The 16,896-nt window shown below is 69.2% G+C and carries 15 protein-coding genes and 2 pseudogenes; 15 read left to right on the forward strand and 2 right to left on the reverse strand.

Annotated elements, in window-relative coordinates:
• Positions 1 to 179, forward strand: a pseudogene (locus tag FV227_RS29885) (chemotaxis protein); the annotation flags it as partial.
• Between the two features lie 594 nt (positions 180 to 773).
• On the forward strand, positions 774 to 1,520 hold the full coding sequence (locus FV227_RS16055) for an FAD-dependent oxidoreductase (protein WP_246688366.1): 747 nt from the start codon (positions 774 to 776) through the stop codon (positions 1,518 to 1,520).
• Between the two features lie 453 nt (positions 1,521 to 1,973).
• Here FV227_RS16055 and FV227_RS16060 read toward each other — a convergent pair whose 3' ends face one another.
• On the reverse strand, positions 1,974 to 2,717 hold the full coding sequence (locus FV227_RS16060) for an SDR family oxidoreductase (protein WP_147727619.1): 744 nt from the start codon (positions 2,715 to 2,717) through the stop codon (positions 1,974 to 1,976).
• A 100-nt stretch (positions 2,718 to 2,817) separates the two neighbouring features.
• On the opposite strand from FV227_RS16060, the gene FV227_RS16065 reads away from it, so the two are divergent.
• From FV227_RS16065 to FV227_RS16075, 3 genes and pseudogenes are all read left to right on the forward strand, one after another.
• Positions 2,818 to 3,798, forward strand: coding sequence for a LysR family transcriptional regulator (locus FV227_RS16065; protein ID WP_147727623.1), 981 nt, complete (start codon positions 2,818 to 2,820; stop codon positions 3,796 to 3,798).
• 105 nt (positions 3,799 to 3,903) lie between these two features.
• Positions 3,904 to 4,206: a class II aldolase/adducin family protein gene (locus tag FV227_RS16070; RefSeq protein ID WP_279603949.1), complete on the forward strand. Its 303-nt coding sequence runs from the start codon at positions 3,904 to 3,906 to the stop codon at positions 4,204 to 4,206.
• 66 nt (positions 4,207 to 4,272) lie between these two features.
• Positions 4,273 to 5,421 (forward strand): annotated as a pseudogene (locus FV227_RS16075) (M20 family metallopeptidase); the annotation flags it as partial.
• Positions 5,422 to 5,468: 47 nt separating this feature from the next.
• Here FV227_RS16075 and FV227_RS16080 read toward each other — a convergent pair.
• Positions 5,469 to 5,990, reverse strand: coding sequence for a MarR family transcriptional regulator (locus FV227_RS16080; RefSeq protein ID WP_147727621.1), 522 nt, complete (start codon positions 5,988 to 5,990; stop codon positions 5,469 to 5,471).
• Positions 5,991 to 6,112: 122 nt separating this feature from the next.
• Between FV227_RS16080 and FV227_RS16085 the strand changes: the two genes are divergently transcribed.
• The 10 genes from FV227_RS16085 to FV227_RS16130 all read left to right on the forward strand — a co-directional run bounded on the left by FV227_RS16085 (position 6,113) and on the right by FV227_RS16130 (position 16,857).
• Positions 6,113 to 7,387, forward strand: coding sequence for an amidohydrolase/deacetylase family metallohydrolase (locus FV227_RS16085; protein WP_147727622.1), 1,275 nt, complete (start codon positions 6,113 to 6,115; stop codon positions 7,385 to 7,387).
• Between the two features lie 65 nt (positions 7,388 to 7,452).
• Positions 7,453 to 9,756 carry a xanthine dehydrogenase family protein molybdopterin-binding subunit gene (locus FV227_RS16090; protein WP_147859443.1) on the forward strand — a complete coding sequence of 768 codons (2,304 nt, stop codon included), beginning with the start codon at positions 7,453 to 7,455 and terminating at the stop codon, positions 9,754 to 9,756.
• The gene (locus FV227_RS16095; RefSeq protein ID WP_147725169.1) at positions 9,753 to 10,619 is read left to right on the forward strand and encodes an FAD binding domain-containing protein; all 867 of its coding nucleotides are present in this window, start codon (positions 9,753 to 9,755) and stop codon (positions 10,617 to 10,619) included. The genes FV227_RS16090 and FV227_RS16095 overlap by 4 nt, the downstream gene beginning before the upstream one ends.
• Positions 10,616 to 11,839 (forward strand): 2Fe-2S iron-sulfur cluster-binding protein, encoded by a 1,224-nt coding sequence (locus FV227_RS16100; RefSeq protein ID WP_147859437.1) that lies wholly within the window; start codon positions 10,616 to 10,618, stop codon positions 11,837 to 11,839. Before FV227_RS16095 ends, FV227_RS16100 begins: the two co-directional genes overlap by 4 nt.
• Positions 11,840 to 11,876: 37 nt before the next feature.
• The gene (locus FV227_RS16105; protein ID WP_147725166.1) at positions 11,877 to 13,040 is read left to right on the forward strand and encodes an ABC transporter substrate-binding protein; all 1,164 of its coding nucleotides are present in this window, start codon (positions 11,877 to 11,879) and stop codon (positions 13,038 to 13,040) included.
• Between the two features lie 73 nt (positions 13,041 to 13,113).
• Complete coding sequence (locus tag FV227_RS16110) at positions 13,114 to 13,986, forward strand: branched-chain amino acid ABC transporter permease (protein WP_147725164.1); 873 nt, start codon at positions 13,114 to 13,116, stop codon at positions 13,984 to 13,986.
• The gene (locus FV227_RS16115; protein WP_147859438.1) at positions 13,983 to 15,011 is read left to right on the forward strand and encodes a branched-chain amino acid ABC transporter permease; all 1,029 of its coding nucleotides are present in this window, start codon (positions 13,983 to 13,985) and stop codon (positions 15,009 to 15,011) included. Before FV227_RS16110 ends, FV227_RS16115 begins: the two co-directional genes overlap by 4 nt.
• Positions 15,008 to 15,835, forward strand: a complete 828-nt coding sequence (locus FV227_RS16120; protein ID WP_147725160.1) for an ABC transporter ATP-binding protein — start codon at positions 15,008 to 15,010, stop codon at positions 15,833 to 15,835. The genes FV227_RS16115 and FV227_RS16120 overlap by 4 nt, the downstream gene beginning before the upstream one ends.
• Entirely contained in the window at positions 15,828 to 16,532 is a 705-nt protein-coding gene (locus FV227_RS16125; RefSeq protein ID WP_147725158.1) for an ABC transporter ATP-binding protein, read from the forward strand. The genes FV227_RS16120 and FV227_RS16125 overlap by 8 nt, the downstream gene beginning before the upstream one ends.
• 13 nt (positions 16,533 to 16,545) lie before the next feature.
• Entirely contained in the window at positions 16,546 to 16,857 is a 312-nt protein-coding gene (locus tag FV227_RS16130) for a Rieske (2Fe-2S) protein (RefSeq protein ID WP_281406246.1), read from the forward strand.
• Positions 16,858 to 16,896: the final 39 nt, after the last annotated feature.

Below are 16,896 nucleotides of genomic sequence, written 5' to 3' on the forward strand. Positions count from 1 at the left end.
CCATCGCCGCTGCTGTGGAGGAACAGTCCGCCGTGACCCGGGAGATGTCGGGAAGCATGCATACGGCCGCCCACGGGGTGACGACGATCGCCGGAAGCATGGAGGACATCGCCCGGGCAAGCGAGCAGGTCGATCAAGCCACCCGAAAGGTTCGCCAGGCATCACGAGCGGCTGTCTAGAGACGTCGTCCCAGGCGCGGACGAGATGAGCGCTGAGTTCGCTTCTCTTGTCCGATGGTCCGAGCCGACGCGGTCGGTCGTCGGCTCAAGCGCACGGGATACGATCGTGGATGCCGATCAGGAAAACGGATCCACCAACGCAGTGCGGGTTCGCTTGCCGCTCCAAGGCCTACGCGCTCGACGAGAGACATTACGATCGGGCATCGAAAGATTTTGGACGTCTTCGTTGCAGATGCACCCGAGCTTTGGTCGCTCCACCGACGACCTGAAAGACATCTCCGTGCGAGCCCTAGCGGAAGTCGAGCTCCTGATCCGACACGGCAAAACTCTGCTCGGTCCACACCCAAAGGCGCAACCATAAAAAGGCGCGAGTAAAGCCATCGCAGCCAGGTGCGATGGCCACCTCTGATCACCGGACACTTCTGACTCTGATATCACCAGTGAAGTCGACATGCATTAGATCGTGACTTGCGTTCGAGACTTCCACGACGAGCAACTGTTGCTGTTGGCCGCAGTCGTATGCAGCGTCGGCATCTACGCCTCATCCGCCATCGCCGCTCATGCGGCGCGTTCGGAAGGCGTAGCTCGGCGCAAATGGGGCATCGTCAGTATCGTCGCCGCCGGCTGTCCGTAACCGTGCTGGCGCGCGAGGAGGTGCCCTTCGCCAAGCGCTTCGGCGAGGCGGTGGGCGCAGCGCTGAAGCAGTACCATGCCGACAACGGCGTCACGTTCGAGACCGGCTCCGTCGTCAGGATCACTGGCATCAGTCGTGTCGAAGCTGTCGAGACGAAGGACGGACGGCGCCTCCCGGCCGACATCGTTCTCGTCGGCGCAGGTGCAGATCCGGAAAGCAGCCTGATCGCGGACGTCGACCCCGGCGAGGGCGGCGGTCTCGAGGTCGGCGGGGACCTCAAGCTCGCGGACGGCGTCTGGATCGCAGGCGATATCTCCGCTTTCCCGGAGAGGGCGAGCGGCGAGACCGCACGGATCGAGCATTGGCGTCTCGCGCAGCAGCACGGCACCCATGTGGCCCATGCCATCCTCGACCGAAGCGGCGTGTTCGCAGGTGCTCCATTCTTCTGGAGCAACCAGGGCGACAAGCGGCTCGATTACGGTGGATACGCCAAAGGTTTCGACCGGATCATCGTTCAGGGCGACCCCTCCGCCCTCGACTTCATCGCCTATTACGTCACCGGCGACAGAGTGACCGCCGCCTGCAGCATCGGCCGCAACAGTGCCTTCACCGCCTTCCTGCACTTGCTCGGCCTCGGAAGTCTTCCCTCGGCGGCCGAGATCGAGGCCGGGGCGGACCTGCCCACCCTTGCGCGCGAGGCTGCCTAGCGGCTGTCCGGCAACCGATCGCGAACCGCGGCAAGGTCAGGCGCTAGGTTCAGGGATCAAGCCGCCGGGTCGGCGTGGCGCCGGCCCTCCGTTCTTTCGTGCCGCGCGGACCGCCGCGCCCCCAGGGCATCGGCGGTCGGATGCCCTCCGGCGTTCACGACCGATCGGAATGGGCGAATAGCCGACATGCGTTGCATTCCGCGCTCACGTCCAGTTTCTCGGGTCTGCGTTCCAAGAGTAGACTTGCGGAAACCTAGCCGCCTCGGACGTTCCGCTCTCGACCCTTCCGGACCCTGGGGAGGTCCGCTTCTCGGTAGCTTGGTGGAGGATGACCTACGTCCAGGTCGAAAGGATTGGGGGTTGATCCGCTTCGGGGAACCCAAGCCATGAAGCGGACCTTCGTTCGGGCAACGACTTTCGGCAGGTAGACTTCGGCGAGGTTTGGCCGGGCGGTCAGACCAGCCGTGCGCCGCCGTCGATGTGGAGGGTCTCGCCGTTCATGAAGCCGTTGCTCATGAGGAAGACGACCGCTGCACCAGCCTCCTCCGCCGTGCCGAGACGACGCTGGGGGAGCTTCTCGGTGAGGGCGGCGACGTAGGCGTCGCGATGCGTGCCCAGCGTACGGGAGAGAAGCGGCGTGTCCGTGGTGCCGGGTGAGAGCGTATTCACGCGTATCGGCGCGAGTTCCAGCGCCAGACCCCGGGCAAAAGCCTCCATCGCGGCCGAGGCGGCGGCGAGCACTGCCGTTCCCTGGGCGCTCGGGCGATCCGCCAGCGCTCCCGAGATGAAGGTCACGGAGCCATCGGAAGCGAGGCGTTCACCGAGCGTCCGTAGGGTATGGACGGCCGCCCAGATCCGCTCGTCGAAGGCGCGCTTCAGGTACTCGACCTCGGCATCCAGGACCTTGCCGGCGACGAAGGTGCCGGCGAGGAGGACGAGGTGGTCCACGTGCGGGATGTCCGCGAGGGCCTGTGCGATGGTCTCGGGCTTGGTCACGTCGGCCGCACGCCAGCCATTGAAGCCGTTCTCCGTCGCGACCCGCTCCGCGCCCTCAGGGTTGAACCCGACGACGATGACCTTGGCGCCCGCGGCCTTGGCCTGGATCGCGGAGGCCAAACCGATGCCGGAGGTGCCACCGAAGATGACGACGGTGCGATCTTGAAGGGTGGAAGCCGCAAGCGAGCTGATGTCGTTCATGGTCCTGATCCTCGTGCTCGGGGCGTCGATCGCCGGGGACCAAAACCTAGATCTTCGCTTTGGGCTTGATAATTCTGCCGCGTGGCGGTTCAGTTACGCCATGACGGCACAAATTGGGCTCGACCGGCTCACCGGCCTCATCGCATTCGCTCGTGCCGGCTCGCTGGGGAGCTATACCGCGGCAGCGCGCGCGCTCTCGATCTCGCCCTCCGCGGTGAGCAAAAGCGTCCAGCGCCTAGAGCAGCATCTTGGTCTGCGCCTCTTCCACCGAACCACCCGGTCGCTCACGCTCACTTCGGAAGGACGCGACCTGCACGAGCGGGCGCTTCGCCTGCTACGCGATGCCGAGGAGATCGAGCAGATGGCGGTGGCGGCCCGCTCGGAACCAGCCGGGACCCTGAAGGTCACGGCGCCGTTGCCGGTAGGCCTGCACCTGATTGCTCCGGCACTGCCCCGTTTCCGTGAGCGCTACCCGAAGCTGATGGTGGACCTGCGCCTCGGCGATGGCTTTGCCGACCTGATCGCGGACGGCATCGACGTCGCCATCCGCGTCGGGGATCTCGGAGACAGCCGACTGATCGCTCGAACGCTGGCGCCACACCGTGTCTGCGCATTCGCATCCCCGGCCTATCTGGTCCGGCGCGGAACCCCACGGCATCCGGACGAACTCGTGGACCACGACTGCGTGAACTTCCGCTTTCAAAGCACTGGCCAAGCGCTACGCTGGCCTTTTCGAGTCGGGGATCGCATCCTGGAGATCGTACCCAACGCCGGCATCGTCACCGACAACAGCGACGCCGTTGCATCCGCTCTCGTCGCGGGTGGCGGCATCGGCATCTCGCCGACCTATCTGGCGGCTCCCTTGGTCGAACGCGGCGAACTCATCCCGATCCTGCATGAGTATTCCGTGGACCGCCACGCAATGATCGCCCTGTGGCCGGAGAGCCGCCGGGGCAATCCAAACGTGAAGGCGTTCCTGACCTTCCTCGGCGAAATCTTTCGAACCCCGGCGCCCTGGGACGTGACAGTGGCGGCTCATGTGGGCCGCATGTCCCAGGATCATGTTGGTAAGCCCGTCTAAGCTCGATGGCGACCGAGCTCGAAGGCTGACGGCAAGGCCATCGCGCTCGATAGCGATCCACTTGCGGGGAGCCTTCGCCGGACACGAAGCGACCGGCTCGAATCGCTGACGGAACGTCTTCTTCCGGAAGCAAGATCAAGGTTCGGTTGCCTCTTCATGAAGCATCACGGGGTGATGGTCCTGGGGCCGACCATCGCGGAAGCCTGGGACGACCTCTACGATCTCGAGCGGGCTGCCGAGGTGCAGACCCTGGCGCTCTCGACCGGGCGCCAGGTCATCCCCGTGGATCCCGCGATCGCCGAAGCCACGGCCCGCCAGATGCGCGCCGGCGATCCCGAATCCGCCCGCCTGCCCCTGTCCGCGATCCGGAGAATCCTGGATCGCGAGGAGCCGGCGTACCGGGACTGACGCGGCGGAAGGAACGAAGGCGCGGCCGGCGGCGGATCCATCCGTCCCAAGTGCCGGGGCAGCCCGATGGGAGTTGCGCTGTCCGACAGAGGCGCCGACACGGTCCGCTGGCTCGAAGCACGGGAGGCCGCGATGCTGGCCCTGCTCGCGGTTCTCGTGAACATCGATTCCAATTCCTACGAGGAGGCCGGCGTCGATGCCGTCGCTGCCCGGATCGGTGGGTTCTCGCCGAGCATGGTGTGTCCGTCGCCACGATCCCGATCGCAGGATACGGCGATGCGCTGAAGGCCCACGTGGCCGGGCGCGGAGCCGCCTATCGGCCGGCGGTGCTGATGGGGCACCGCGACACGGTGTTCTCGACCGGCGAGGCCGCGCGGCGGCCGTTCCGGGTCTCGGATGGTCGCGCCTACGGCCCGGGCGTCGCCGACATGAAGGCCTGGCTCGTGATGAACGCCTTCCGCCTCGCCGCCTTCCAACGGGTGGGCGGGGCACCGTCCCCGCTCGTCGGCCTGTTCACCAGCGACGAGGAGACCGCGTCGCCGGCCTGCCGCCCGATCATCGAGGAGACGACGCGCGGCGCGCGCGGTGCTGAATTCGGAGCCGGGGCGCCCGTCGGGCGATGTGGTGACGGGCCGCAAGGGCGGCGTGTTCATGGCGTCGACGGTGCATGGCAAGGCTGCCCATTCCGGCGCCAACCCCGCGGACGGGACCAGCGCCATCGGCGAACTCGCCCACAAGACGATCGCGCTGCATGCGATCACCGACCTCGAACGCGGCACCACCGTGAACGTCGGCCTCGTCTCGGGCGGCCAGTCGGTCAACACGGTCGCGCCGCTCGCCACCTGCGCGATCGACCTGCGCTACGTCCGCCCGGAGGATCGCGAAGCAGCCATGGCACGCATCGCGGCGATCGTAACCGAGGCCATGCTTCCCGGCACCTCGGCCGCTTTGACGATCCGGGGGGAATTCCTGCCGCTGCAGGATGCGGCCTCGCGCGCCCTGTTCGAGGCCTATGCCGGAGCGAGCGCGCGCTACGGCGCGACGGTCTCGGGCGCGTTCACGGGCGGCTGCGCCGATTCCGATTTCACCGCCAGCGTCGGCTGCCCGAGTCACTGTGCGGTCGGCCCCGTCGGCGGCCGGGCCCATTCCCCGGAGGAGTACCGGGAGGTGGAGAGCCTCGTCCCGCGTGCCCGCGCGCTGGCCGTGACGATCATGGGAGTTTACCGGCCGCGCCTGTCGGGCCGGCGATCGGCCGGCCTGGACTACCCAAGATCGAGGTGGCCGCGCCGATGATCGTGGCCCGCCACGGCGCGCCTCAGGAGTCCGACCAGAAGGTCCTGATCCTTAGGGGCGAGCGCCGAGATCGTCAGGGCATGGGCCTCGTGGGCGGCGTGCTCCATCGCCGCGTGGAGCGCTTTGCCCTCCGCGGTGATGCGACAGACCTGCGCCCGGCGATCCGCCAAGGAGGTCGACCGGCTGACCAGCCCGCGGGTGGCGAGCCGCTTCAACGCGCCCGTCGTGGTCGTGCGGTCAAGCGCAACGGCGTTGGCCAGCGTCGTCTGGTCGGCCTCCTCGAGGTCCCGCAGAAGCGACAGCAGGCTGTATTGCAGCGGTGTGATCCGAAACGCAGCGCAGCGCTCGGAAAACAGGCTTACGTGGATCTGGTGGAGGCGCCGCGCGAGGAAGCCGGGGCGCTCGGTCAGCGGCCAGGTGCGTGCGGCGGCCGCCGCGGCATCCGTCTCCTCGCGGTCGCCGGCCCTGTCGTCGGCAATCCTGTCGTCCATCGCAATCCATCCTCCGAACCAGTCTGGCACGCGGACTGCATACCGACAATTACGAAGCACACTTCGCTTTTCGATACACCAGAGCGTCGGCCTGACCGGCGCTCCGACGATAAGGCAGTCCCATGGACGATCCCCGTTTCGATCTGCTCCTGCGCGGCGGACGCGTGATCTGCCCGGTCTCCGGCATCGACGGCATCCGAGACGTGGCGATCCGAGACGGGCGCATCGCGGCGGTCGCCGAGTCCGTCGTCCCGTCGGCAGCGACCGAGGTGATCGACGTCTCCGGCAAGTTGGTGCTGCCGGGCATGATCGACACCCACGGCCACGTCTACCAGTACGTCACCGGCCGCTTCGGTTTGCCGCCCGACATGGTCGGCGTGCGCTCCGGCGTGACCACGGTGATCGATCAGGGCGGCCCCTCCTGCATGACACTGCCGGGCTTCCGCCACTTCGTCGCGGAGAAAGCCGAGACGCGGGTCTACGCCTTCCTCTCCGCCTACCTCGTGGGCGGCCTCGAAGGGCACTTCTACCCGAACCTCTACAGCCCCGACGGCGTCGACATCGAGGCGACGGTCAAGTCGGCCACCGAGAACCGCGACCTCGTGCGCGGCATCAAGGGCCATGCGGAGATCGGGGGGTTCGCCCGCTGGGGCATCAAGGTCATGGAGATGGCCGCCGAGATCAGCCGCCGCTCCGACCTGCCGCTCTACGTGCATTTCGGTCAGCTCTGGGGCCTGCCCGAGAGCGGCTCCAATGGCGAGGATGCCAATACCATCATGGAGCGGGTGATCCCGCTGCTGCGCCCCGGCGACTTTCTCGCCCACCCCTTCACCCGGCATCCGGGCGGCTTCATCAACGAGGACGGCGTCGTCCACCCGATCATCCGTGCGGCAATGGATGCGGGCCTGCGGGTCGACGTCGGCCACGGCAGCCACTTCTCCTACCGGGTCGCCCGCGCCTCCCTGCCGGCGGGCGTGATGCCCTACACCCTCGGTGCCGACATGCACGGCTACAACACCGAGGTGCCGAAGCCCGCCGGCACCCCCGACGAGCACCACGACGACGAGAACCATCCCTTCCTCGGTCAGGCGCGCTTCAGCCTGACCCAAGCGATGAGCTCAATGATGGCGCTCGGCCTCTCCCTGGAGCAGGTCGTGCCGATGGTGACCTCGCACCCGGCGGAGATGCTGGGCCTGTCCGACCGGATCGGCGCGCTGACACCGGGATTCGCCGCCGACGTGTCGGTGCTCCACGACCATCGCGGCCGCTTTCTCCTGCGCGACAACGAGGACACGCAGGTCATCGCACAGCGCTTGCTCCAGCCGGCCTTCTGCCTGCGCGCGGGCAAGCGCTTCGAGGCGGATTCACCGATCCTGCCGCAGGCAATCGCGGCGTGACGGCGCGCCCGATCCTCGGTGAGGGCGTCGGCGCCCGCCTGCCGCGCAAGGAGGACGACCGCCTGATGCGCGGGCGTGGCCAGTATGTCGGCGACATCCGCATGCCGAAGATGCAGGACGTGGCCTTCGTACGAAGCCCCCTGGCGCATGCCCGCATCCGGGCGATCCACGTGCCGGAGGGCTATCGCGACCGGGTGTTCACCGCGGCCGATCTCGACGGCGTGCAGCCGATCCGCGCGGTCTCGGGGCTGCCGGGCTTCAAGGTCTCGGAGCAGCCGGTGCTGGCCACGGGCAAGGTGCGGCAAGTCGGCGAGCTGCTGGCGTTCTGCGTCGCGCCGACGCGGGCCGAGGCCGAGGACATCGCCGCCTCGGTCGTCCTCGACCTGGAGGAGCTTCCGGCCGTCCATGACATGCTCGCCGCCCGCGAACCGGCTTCGGCGCTCGTCCACGAGCACTGGGGCGACAACGTCTTCCTGGAGACGCAGGTCGACGTGAACTTCGCCGCTGCGCTCGATGCGCCGATCCAAGTCTCGCGCACGATCTCCACCGCCCGCCAGTGCATGGCTCCGCTCGAGGGGCGCGGCGCCGTGGTGCATCTCGATCATCGCATGGACCAGCTCGTCGTCCACTCCGCCAGCCAGATGCCGCACATCGTGCGCAACGGCCTCAGCGAGTGCCTCGGGATCGAGCAGGGCCGCATCCGCATCGTCGCGCCCGATGTCGGCGGCGGCTTCGGCTACAAGGGCATTCTACTCGCGGAGGAGATCTGCCTCGCATGGCTCGCCTTGCGCTGCGGCCATCCTGTGCGCTGGCTGGAGGACCGGCGCGAGCACCTCACCGCCAACGCCAATTGCCGCGAGCACCATTACCGCATCACCGCCTATGCCGACCGCGACGGAACGCTTCGCGGCATCGACTGCGAGGCCACCGTCGATTCCGGCGCGTACTCCGCCTATCCGTTCTCGGCCTGCCTGGAGGCGGCGCAGGTCGCGAGCATCCTGCCCGGCCCCTACGACTTCCCGAGCTACCGCTGCCGCACGTGGTCGGTGGCGACGAACAAGTGCCCGATCCTGCCCTATCGCGGGGTGGCGCGCACCGGCGTCTGCTTCGCGCTGGAACTCGTGCTTGACGCGGTGGCCCGCGAAGCCGGCATCGAGCCGTGGGTGGTGCGCGCGAAGAACCTCGTGCGGCCCGAGCAGATGCCTTTCGACAACATCACGAACAAGCACTTCGACAGCGGCGACTATCCGCAGGCGCTCGCCCGCGCGCTCGACGCCGTCGATCTGCCGGCCCTGCGCGCCCGGCAGGCCGCGGGCGAGGCGGACGGGCGCCGGGTCGGCCTCGGCCTGTCGATCTACTGCGAGCAGGCGGCGCACGGCACCTCGGTCTATTCGGGCTGGGGCATTCCGATGGTGCCGGGCCACGAGCAAGCCGGCGCCCGACTGACCCCGGACGGGGGCCTCGAACTGCGCATCGGCGCCCATTCCCACGGCCAGGGCCTCGAGACGACGCTAGCCCAGGTCGCCCACGAGATCCTGGGCGTGCCCGTCGCGAGAACCCGTCTCGTCCACGGCGACACCGCGATGACGCCCTATTCCACCGGCTCCTGGGGTTCGCGGGTGATGGTGATGGCTGGCGGCGCGGTGGCCACCGCCTGCCGTGAACTGGCCGACCGGGCGCTCGCCATCGGCGCGCACCTGCTCCAGGCCGAGCCTGTGAATTGTCGGTTCGCGGCCGGACGGGTGATCGGCCCGACGGGCGACGTGTCGCTCGAAGAGATCGCCCGCACCTGGTACCGGCGGCCGCAGGATCTCGCGCCCGACGTGAACCCGGGCGGCCTCGAGGTTACCGCCGGCTACAAGCCGCAGCGCGATTCCGGCACCTTCTCCTACGCCGCGCACGCGGTGGTGGTCGCCGTCGATCCAGACCTCGGCGCGGTCGAGATCTTGGACTATGTCATCGTCGAGGATGGCGGCGTGCTGGTGAACCCGCTGGTGGTCGACGGCCAGATCTGCGGCGGGCTCGCGCAAGGCATCGGCACGGCGCTCTACGAGGAGATGGCCTTCGACGACCGCGGTCAGCCCCTCGCCACGACCTTCGCGGACTATCTCCTGCCCGGCGCCGCCGAGGTGCCCGATCCCCGGATCGACCACATGGAGACGCCCTCCCCCTACACGCAGTTCGGCGTGAAAGGCATCGGCGAGGGCGGCGCCATCGCGCCGCCTGCGGCCCTCGCCAACGCGATCAACGATGCGCTCGGGCCGCTGGGCGTCGAGATGCTGCGGTCGCCGATGAGCCAGCGCCGCATCGTCGAAGCCGTGCTCGCCGCCCGCCATCGGACGGCCGTCGGCGCAAGGGCCGCCGCATGAAGGCCGCCCGCTTCGCCTACGAACGTCCCGCAGACCTCGCTGCGCTCCTCGAGCGGCTCGCCGAGGCCGACGGCTCGGTCAAGCTGATCGCCGGCGGCCAGTCTCTCGGGCCGATGCTGAACCTGCGGCTCGTCGAGCCCGACCGGGTCTTCGACGTGACCGGTGTTCCCGAGTTGCGGCGGGCGAACCTCGACGGCACGACCCTGGTGCTTGGCGCGTGCGTCACGCACGCCGACATCGAGGACGGACGGGTGCCGGACGTGACCGGCGGCGCCATGGCGCGCGTCGCCTCTGCCATCGCCTATCGTCCCGTGCGCAACCGCGGCACCGTCGGCGGCAGCCTCGTCCACGCCGACCCCGCCGCCGACTGGGTCACGGCGCTGATCGCGCTTCGGGCCGAGGTCGAGCTGGTCTCGCGGTCCGGGCGCAGGCGCCTCGCCCTCGACGCCTTCGTCCGCGGCGCCCTCGACGTGGCTCTGGAGCCCGGCGAGATGCTGGTCGCCGTGCGGATCCCCGCGATCCCGCAAGGCTCCGCCTGGGGCTACGTCAAGCACTGTTCGAAGATCGGCGAGTTCGCCCACGCCATCGGCGCCGTCCTGATCGACCGACAAGCCGGACATGGACGGGTGGTGATCGGCGCGATCGAGCGGGCGCCGCTCCTGCTGGCCGACGCCCGCCCGCTCTTCGGCGGCCGCATCGGCGCGGATTTCTCGGACCGCTTCGATGCGAGGGCGGCCGACGACGCCCTGCGAGAGGCGGGTATGTCCGAGGCGATCGACCGCCACGTCCACGTCACCGTGCTCGCCCGCGCCGTGGCGCAGGCGGCACGTCCCGCACCCCTACGCCTGACGGAGGCCGCATGAGCACGGCGGCACTTGCCCGCGACGACCGGATGCCGCTGGCGCTCACGGTGAACGGCCGTGCCGTTCGCACCGAGGCCGAGCCGCGCACGCACCTGGCCGATCTACTGCGCGACACCCTCGACCTCACCGGTACCCATCTCGGCTGCGAGCACGGCGTTTGCGGCGCCTGCACGGTGCTGCTCGACGGCGAGCCGGCCCGCGCTTGCCTGACCCTCGGCGGCGCCTGCGAAGGCAGCGTCGTCACCACCATCGAGGGCCTCGACGACGATCCGATCGCCGCCGAACTGCGCGCCGCGTTCAACCGCGAACACGCGCTTCAGTGCGGCTACTGCACCCCCGGGATGCTGGTCGCCGCCCGCGACCTCGTCATCCGCCTGCCCGAGCCCGACGAGCGGCGCATCCGCGCCGGGCTTTCGGGCAACCTCTGCCGCTGCACCGGCTACGCCGGCATCGTCCGGGCCGTGCGCGCGGTGATCGCTGAGCGCCGGGCGAGGGGCATTCCCGCCGCGGCGCATGGCGGGGCGGATGCCGTGCGCGCGCTCGGGCCTGTCGGCGCCAGGACCGGGACGACCGCCGCCGCAGGGTCGACGACCGCCGCCGCCCGCCCATCGGTCGCGGCACCCGCCGCGATCCTCGATGTCGCGGACGACTTCGAGCCCGCGCATGGCTTCGCGCAGACCTTCGCAGCCGCCCATGCCCCCGAGGCTGTGTTCGCCCTGTTCGGGGATGTGGAGGCCGTCGCCGCCTGCTTGCCGGGCGCCATACTGTTGGGCACGCCGCGGCCGGATGCGGTGGAGGGCGCGCTTCAAGTACGGATCGGGCCGATCACAGCGCGCTTCGCGGGTCGGGCGCGGATCTGGCGCGACGTGCCCGCCCGCACCGGCCGGATCCTGGGGGCGGGCAGCGACGCGGGCGGACGCTCCGCCACCGAGGGCGAGATCCGGTATCGGGTGGAACCCGGCGAGGCCCCCGGCACGGCGCGGGTGGTGCTCGCTGTCGGCTACACCCTGAAGGGGCCGCTGGCGCAGTTTGGCCGCCCCGGGCTCGTGCGCGACCTTGCGGGGCGGCTCACGGCCGACTTCGCGAATAACCTTGAGGCCCGGCTGTCCGGCGCGGCGCCCGCACCGCCGGCCGACCTCCATCCGATCCGCCTGATCCTCGGCCTGCTGCTCGATCCGCTGCGCCGTCGGTTCGCCGCGTGGCGCCGGCCGCGGCCCTGACCTTCGCCAATCGCCCCATGACGTCCCGGAGATCGACATGACCCGCAAGACCCTCGCGCCCGCCCTGACACACGCCCTGGCCCTGTCGCTGGTCCTCGCATCGAGCACGGCCTACGCGCAGGCGATCCGCATCGGTGTCAACGAGCCGCTCACCGGAGCGTTCGCGGCGTCCGGCACCTACGTGGTCAACGGCGCGAAGATCGCAGCAGATGAGATCAACGCCAAGGGCGGCGTGCTCGGGCGCAAGATCGAACTCGTGATCGAGGACAACAAGAGCAACCCCACCGAGGCCGCGGCAGTGGCCGAGAAGCTGATCACCAGCGACAAGACCCCGGTGCTGATGGGCGCTTGGGGCTCCAGCCTGACGCTGGCCGTGATGCCCAAGCTCGCCGACTACGAGACGGCGATGCTGGTGGAGACCTCTTCGTCCGGCAAGATCACCACGTCCGGCAACCCGTACGTCTTTCGCATCTCGCCGCCCTCGTCCCTGGAGGCCGAGACGTTCGCGCCGATGGTCGCCAAGCTCGGGCTGAAGAAGGTCGACTTCCTCATCCTGAACAACGATTTCGGCCGTGGGGCCGCAGCCGATTTCGGCACGATGCTCAAGGGCAAGGGCGTCGCCGTCGGACTCGTCGAGACCATGGACCAGGGGGCGCAGGACATGAGTGCCCAGCTGTCCAAGCTGAAGGCCTCCGACAGCGATACCATCATGATCACCAGCGCCGTCGACCAGTTGGTGCTGATCTTCAAGCAGATGGCTGCGCTCGGCCTCAAGAAGCGGGTCATCACCACCGGCGGATCGCAGAACCCGGACCAGATCATCGCACAGGCCGGCAGCGCCGCCGAAGGCACGATGCACCTGACGACCTTCCTGCCCTGGTTCCCCGAGAAGACCCCGAACCCGCAGGCCACCGCCTACTTCATCGGCGAATGGAACAATCGCGGCTTCCAGTTCGCCGGCGTCACCGAGAGTTTTCGCGGGTACGACGGCATCCGGGCGATCGCGCAGGCGATCGAGAAGGCGGGGTCCGCCGAGCCCGCCGCGATCACCAAGGCGTTCTGGTCGGTCGACTTCACCGGGCTCAACGGCCCGATCCGCTTCATCAAGGCCGGCCCCGCCGGCAAGGAGAGCGGGCAGAGCAAGCCCGACGTCTACCTGATCGAGATCCGGGACGGGAAGGTCGCGGTTCCGACCCTCTGACGCCGCCAGCCCGATCGATCCCGGCCGGCACCGAGCCCGGCCGGGACCGCCCGCGACGGACAGGGATTGCCCGATGGCAGAATTCTACCAGCACCTCCTCAACACCCTGGTCCTCGGGGGCACCTATGCGCTCCTCGGGATCGGGCTGACGCTGATCTTCGGGATCATGAACGTCGTGAACTTCACCCACGGGGCGCTCTACACGGTGGGGGCCTACCTCACCTACCTCGCGGTGGCCGCGCTCGGACTGAACTTCTTCCTGGCGCTGCCGGCGGCGATCCTCGGGGGCCTCGTCCTCGGGGCCGCGATCGAGCTCGTGCTGCTGCGGCCGTTGCGCGGCTCCGACATCGACACGACGATGCTAGTGATGATCGGGGCCGGCATCGTGCTGCAATCGGGAACGCTCTGGCTGTTCGGCGGCGTCGCCAAGGCGATCCCGACGCCGTTTCCAGAGGCACCGCTTCAGATCGGGCCGGTTTCCGTCTCGTGGCTCCGCCTGTTCGTCCTCGGCGCGGCGCTGACGCTGATCGTGCTCACCTACGTCCTGATCAACCGCACCCGGCTCGGCCTCGCCATGCGAGCGGCCTTCCAGGACCACGACACCGCCGCCCTGATGGGGGTCAACGTGCGGCTGATCTACACCGCAACCTTCGCCATAGGGTCGAGCCTCGCCGCCGCCGCGGGCGCGCTCCTCGGCCCCGTCTACGTGGTGTTTCCGCAGATGGGCGGGATGGCCGAGCTGAAGGCCTTCGCCATCGTCATCCTCGGCGGCCTCGGCAACATCACCGGCGCCGCGATCGGCGGCTTCATCCTGGCGCTCGCCGAGGAACTCGGCGCCGGCTACATCTCCTCGGGCTATCGCGACGCGATGGGCTTCCTGATCATCATCGCGGTGCTGGTGTTCAAGCCGACCGGGCTGTTCGCCAAGGCGGAGCGCATCGGATGACCCGGCTCGCCCCCCTCGCCGTTCTTGCGGGCCTCGGCCTGCTGCCGCTGGCGCTCGGCACCAACCCGTATCTCCTCAACGCGATGATCACGACCGGCATCCTGATCATCGCGGCCATGAGCCTGAACCTGCTGCTCGGCTTCACCGGGCAGCTCAGCCTCGGGCACATCGCGTTCTTCGGCATCGGCGCCTACGTCAGTGCCCTGACGAGCCTCGGGTTCGACGTCGACCTCGGCTTCGGCCTGCGCGTCGTGCACGCGCCCTGGCCGGCGGCGATCGGCTTTCCCCTGGCGATCCTGGCGGCGGGCGCGTGCGGCTGGCTCGTGGGGCGGCTGTCGTTCCGGGTGCGCGGCGCCTACTTCGTCATCGTCACGATCTCGTTCGCCGAAGTCGTGCGGCTCGTAGCGCTGAACTGGGTCGAGCTGACCCAGGGGCCGCTTGCGCTCACCGGCATCCCGGCCTTCACCCTCGGCCTCCCGGGGCTCGGCACCTGGACCCTGAAGACCAAGCTGCAGAACTACTATCTTGTCCTCTCGGTCGGTACGCTCTGCTACCTGATCGTCGCCCGCCTCGTCGGCTCGCGCTTCGGCCGGGCGATGCGCGGGCTCAAGGAGAACGAGTCGCTCGCGCTCTCGGTCGGCATCGACGCGACCCGCACGCTCACCATCGCCGCGGTGATCTCGGCGGGAATGGCGGGCGCCGCCGGCAGCCTCTACGCGCATTATCTGCGCATCATCGACCCGGACGTGTTCCAGTTCTCCACCACCGTCACGATGGTGATCATGGTGGTCGGCGGCGGCAAGGGCACCCTGCTCGGGCCGATCATTGGTGGGGTGATCTTCGGGATGCTGCCGGTGGCGCTCCGCCCCGTGATGGCGCCCGAAGCGCAGTGGATGGTCTACGGCCTCGTCCTCATCGCGATCCTGTTCGTGGTACCGAAGGGCATCGTGCCGGGACTGGCCGGTCTCGTCCGCCGGCGCGCCGGGCCGGCCCCCGCCCCGCTCGCCGCCGAGGTGCACCCATGAGCGCGCCGCTCCTGGCGATCGACCATGTCGGGGTGCGCTTCGGCGGCCTCGTGGCCATCGCCGACCTGCACTTCGACGTCCATCGGGGCGAGATCGTCAGCCTGATCGGCCCGAACGGGGCCGGGAAGACCACTGCCTTCAACGTGATGACCGGCTTCCTGAAGCCGAGCCGCGGGCAGGTGCGCTTCCGCGGCACCCCGCTCGGCGGCCTCCAGCCCCACGAGATCGTCCGGCTCGGGCTTGCGCGCACGTTCCAGCGCACCAGCGTGTTTCCCGACGACACCGTGTTCGACAACGTGATGATCGGCCTGCACCGACGTGGGGCGTCCGGGGACCATCCGAGGCTGCTCGACACCCTGCTCGGGCGAGACGGCGCCGCGGAGCGGGCCTCGCGGGGGCGGGCACTCGAACTGCTCGATCGGGTCGGCCTCGCCGCGCGCGCCGGCGAGAAGGCGGGCGCGCTCGCCTATGGCGAGCAGCGCCTCGTCGGCGTAGCGTTGGCGCTAGCCAGCAACCCGACGATGCTGCTCCTCGACGAGCCGGTCTCGGGCATGAACGCCTCCGAGACCCAGGTCTTCGTCCGCCTGATCCGCGGCATCCGCGACGACGGCATCACGATCCTGCTGGTGGAACACGACATGCCGATGGTCATGGCGGTTTCCGACCGCATCGCCGTGCTGAACCACGGACGCCTGATCGCGCAAGGGCCGCCGGCGGCGATCCGCACCGATCCGGCGGTGATCGAAGCCTATCTCGGCCAGGGCAGTGCGGCCCGCGAGGCCGCCCACCGAGCCGCCGCGGTACGGGAGACGAGCGATGCTTGAGATCCGCGACCTCGTCTGCGGCTACGGACACGTGACTGCGCTGAAAGGTCTCACGATCGAGGTCCGGGCTGGGCAGCTCGTGGCACTGGTCGGCGCCAACGGGGCCGGCAAGTCGACGACGTTGCGCGCCATCTCGGGCCTCGTCCCCGCCCGCTCGGGTTCGATCCGCCTGGAGGGCCGCGACATCACCGGAGCCGACCCGCGCCGTGTGCTCGGCCATGGGATCGCGCATTGCCCCGAGGGGCGCCGGGTCTTCCCGCAGATGAGCGTCGCCGAGAACCTCGCGATGGGTGCCTATCTCCGGCGAGACAAGGCCGGCATCGCCGCCGACCTCGCCCGGATCTACGGCGAGTTCCCGCGTCTCGCCGAGCGCCGGGCGCAGGCGGCCGGAACCCTTTCGGGGGGCGAGCAGCAGATGCTGGCGATCGGCCGGGCGCTGATGGCGCGGCCCAAGCTCGTCCTGTTCGACGAACCGTCCCTGGGGCTCGCCCCGAACATCGTCGAGCGGATGTTCTCGGTGATCCGCGCGATCTGCGATGCCGGGACGACGGTCCTGCTCGTCGAGCAGAACGCCTTCGCGGCCTTGGAACTCTGCGACTACGCCTACTTGTTGGAGACCGGCCGCATCGTGCTCGCGGGCAAGGGCGCCGACCTGATCGCCGATCCGCACGTTCGCGACGCCTACCTCGGTGGCTGACCCGGAGCGGCCCGTGCGGTTGCACCTCGGTCCTCTCGACATCCTCGACGGGCCGGCGCCGACGCCGATTCTCGTGCGGGGGCATCACCTGATCCTCATGCGGGACGGCGAAAGGCTCGTCGCGGCGGAGCGGGCCTGCCCTCACGAAGGCGCCGACTTGTCGCTCGGACGCTGCGCGGCGGGCCGGATCCATTGTCCGAGGCACCTAGCCTCCTTCGACCTCGCATCAGGAGCGGTCTCTCCGGGCTGGTCTTTCCGTGCGCTTCGCCTCTATCGCGTAGATCAGTCACTTGACGAACTCTGGATAACTATCGATCCGACCTGAAGCATGGAATGTACGACGCGGATCTCTAGTAATGGAAAC

The sequence above is a fragment of the Methylobacterium sp. WL119 genome, assembly GCF_008039875.1.
Lineage (GTDB): Bacteria > Pseudomonadota > Alphaproteobacteria > Rhizobiales > Beijerinckiaceae > Methylobacterium.